The sequence below is a fragment of the Streptomyces sp. AK02-01A genome (assembly GCF_033795305.1).
In the GTDB taxonomy this organism is placed as follows: Bacteria; Actinomycetota; Actinomycetes; order Streptomycetales; family Streptomycetaceae; genus Streptomyces.
The window spans coordinates 1-2,941 of sequence record NZ_JARBAE010000108.1; the positions used below are offsets into that span (position 1 = coordinate 1).

The following is a 2,941-nucleotide window of genomic DNA, read 5'->3' on the forward strand; positions in this document are numbered from 1 at the left end:
CACCCTCGTCCAGATCACAGCGGTCGAACACTGGACGGCCCCCGACGAAACGGTCTACAACCTCACCGTCAGTGACCTCCACACGTACTATGTGCTGGCTGGGGCCACCCCGGTCCTCGTTCACAACTGCAACCCGTCGGTCGACGATGTGTTTGCGCGGGCCGCTGAACTCGGCGACTCCAGTGGTGAATACCTCTATCGAGGAGTTACCAACAATCACTACAAGCTCGCGGAAGCGAGGGCAGGTATTGCGGAACCACGCGGCGGCCACAGCGATCCTGTTGCGCACTCGGGTGACAACACGGAGAGTGTTTTCACATCGTGGTCACCTGACCTGGAGACAGCGCGAGAATTTTCAGAGGAGTTCGGTAGTTCAGGGGCTCTGGTTCTTAGGATTCCGCGCAGTGCAATCGATCCAAGCCGCATGAGAGTTGCCGGACAGCGAGGACTCGAAGAGCTGGAAGTCCTCATTGAGGGTCGCGTCACAGGCTGTCAGGTGAGCTGTGAATGGGGGCCATTTAGGTGACAGAATCGAAGTAGTCGTGTCCGGGAGAGGGGTTTTGAGTGTCTGGAATCAGTGCGGGTGATCTGTTTGCGCGCTATTGCTTGCCTGGTAACAGGTATAAGAAACTCCTCTCCGGGAGCTTCATGAGGGCTGGCCGTGAGCAGGCCCTTGAGTTTGGTGCGGCCTTGATGGAGGACGGTCGGCAGGCGTCGGCGAGCGAGCTGGAGCAGCTCCTGGGCGGCGACTGGCGGGAGGCTCTTACGGCGTGTTGGCTCATCGGGTTTGCGCAGAGATCTGAATTTCGAGATGAGCTGCACAGGCTTATCGATGAGGGAGGTTCCAGGCGCACGGAAAAAGGCGTTGCCTTCACGCTGGCTCGGTTCTGTCAACCCTCTGATGCGTATGCCTTGAAGCGTTATCTGGAGCGCAGTCTGAGTGAGCTGCAAAATCGGGGAAACCAGCCGTGGTGCCTTGGTGCGCTGCTGCATATCGAGAGGCGTTTGGGCGTACGGCTTTCGCAAGATCTACTTGCGCCCGAAGGGTTGTGGGATCGATGGTCGGCGGCAGGCTTCCTTGAGGCTGCTGATCCTTCCCATTGGGAGAGAGAAGTGGCAGGCTGGATTGAGCTTGCCGAGAGCCTGGACTGATCACTGGCAGGCTATGCCTTCCCCCACTTCTGAAGGCTTCCTTTACTGAAGCCGTTCGTGATAGCGAAACGAAGCCCCGCCGGGTGCGTCCTGGCGGGGCTTCTGCGTGGGGTGACGGCAGTAAATGACGGCAACGTCAGCGGACGATGGCGCAGGGCGGCCGTTCGTCGTTGTCACCGTTGCCCGTGGTGTTCGTCGGGCTGCCGAGCGCGGTACTGAGGGTGTCGATGGCGTCGCGCTGGAGGCGGAGCCGGACATGGGCGTAGACGGTGGCGGTGACGCCGATGTGGGCGTGGCCGAGGAGTTCCTTGATGACGACGAGTTCGATGCCCTGCTCCAGGAGGAGGGTGGCGGTCGAGTGGCGGAGGTCGTGGAGGCGGAGGCGGCGGAGGCCGGCCTTGCGGAGGAGCGTGAGGAAGGTGCGGGTGAGGTTGGTCGGGTCGATCGGTCGGCCCTGCGCAGTGGTGAACACGTGCCCGTCGTGCTCCCACGTCGTGCCCGCGGCCTCACGCTCGCGCTGCTGCTGCCCGTGGTGGAGCTTCAGCGACTGGACGCAGCGGGTGGGGAGGGCGATGCGGCGCTCGGAGGCCCGCGTCTTGGTGGGCAGCGTGGTGAGCCCGCCTGCGGCGGTTCGCTGGAGTGTGCGGCGGACGGCGGCGGTTCCCGCGTCGAGGTCGAGGTCTTCCCAGCGGAGGCCGAGGAGTTCGCCCTTGCGGAGTCCGGTGTGGAGGGCGAGTTCGAACAGCGCGTGCAGCCGGTGGTCCTGGGCGGTGGTGAGGAACTGCCGGGCTTCTTCGGTGGTGAGGGGTTCGAAGCGTCGGGGGCGTGGGGTGCCGGTGCGGACGTTGCGGGCGACGTTGCGCGGGATCTCTTCCTCCCGGACGGCGTGCTCCAAGGCGGACTTGAGCACGGAGTGGAGGTAGGTGAGCGTCAGCGGGGAGAGCAGCTTGGAGCAGCACCGGCCAGCGGCGCAGCAGCGGGGCTGGTCGCGCCGAGTGTCGATGCCGCGCGTGCAGCACTGGCAGGTGGTGCGGAGATGGTTGAGCCAGGTGCGGACGTCCTTGGCGGTGAGCTTGGTGAGCTTCTTCTTGCCCAGGCCAGGGATGAGGTACCGGTGGACGCAGGTGGTGTAGCGGGTGTGGGTGTTCTCGCGGAGGTGGTGGACGGTGACGTTCTCCAGCCAGTACGTCAGGTACGCGGCCACGCTGCCTTGCGCGGAGGGGACGGGAATGCCTCGGTTGCTGGTGGCGATGTTCTCGGTGGGTTTGGCGAGGGCTTCCGTGCGGGTGGTGCCGTAGACATGGATGCGCTTGCGGGTGTTGCCGGGGGTGAGGACGTAGTTGGCGGCTTCCCAGTGTCTGTCTTTGCGGTGGTAGACGGTTCGGCGCCGAAAAGGGGGCGGTCGACCGGGACGAAGCGGTGATCACGTCCTCGGCCGGTCCCGGGGAGGACTGAGTACACACCAAGATCCACCTGGCCTGCGACGGGCAGTGGTCGGCCCCTCGGCTTCGTTTTGATGGGTGGCGACACTGACGCCTGCAGCTGCTTCGAGCACGTCATGGACGGTGTTTGGGTCCCGCGCACCGGTCGGGGCCGCCCCCGCATCCGGCCCGACCGCGTCATGGCCGACAAGGGCTGCGGCTCCCGAGAGGTTTGTTGGTGGGCCGCTTCTTGTCGGCGGATCCGGTTCTGGACTTGAACGATGTCCTTCAGTCCAATGGTTATGCCTACGCGCACAACAACCCTGTCACGATGTCCGATCCGACGGGTCTGGCGATTTCCCTGACGG

General features: G+C 64.3%; 3 protein-coding genes and 1 pseudogene. 3 read left to right on the top strand and 1 reads right to left on the bottom strand.

What is annotated here, in order from left to right:
* Both PV679_RS35890 and PV679_RS35895 read left to right on the top strand, forming a co-directional pair.
* Window positions 1-526: hypothetical protein (locus tag PV679_RS35890; protein ID WP_319685478.1), on the top strand; the 526-nt coding region annotated here is incomplete at its 5' end.
* A 38-nt stretch (window positions 527-564) separates the two neighbouring features.
* Window positions 565-1,152, top strand: a complete 588-nt coding sequence (locus PV679_RS35895) for a DUF6000 family protein (protein WP_319685479.1) — start codon at window positions 565-567, stop codon at window positions 1,150-1,152.
* Between the two features lie 136 nt (window positions 1,153-1,288).
* On the opposite strand, the gene PV679_RS35900 is transcribed toward PV679_RS35895, so the two are convergent.
* Window positions 1,289-2,356 carry a site-specific integrase gene (locus PV679_RS35900; RefSeq protein ID WP_319685480.1) on the bottom strand — a complete coding sequence of 356 codons (1,068 nt, stop codon included), beginning with the start codon at window positions 2,354-2,356 and terminating at the stop codon, window positions 1,289-1,291.
* 452 nt (window positions 2,357-2,808) lie between these two features.
* On the opposite strand from PV679_RS35900, the pseudogene PV679_RS36340 reads away from it, so the two are divergent.
* A pseudogene (locus PV679_RS36340) lies at window positions 2,809-2,941 on the top strand (RHS repeat-associated core domain-containing protein); the annotation flags it as partial.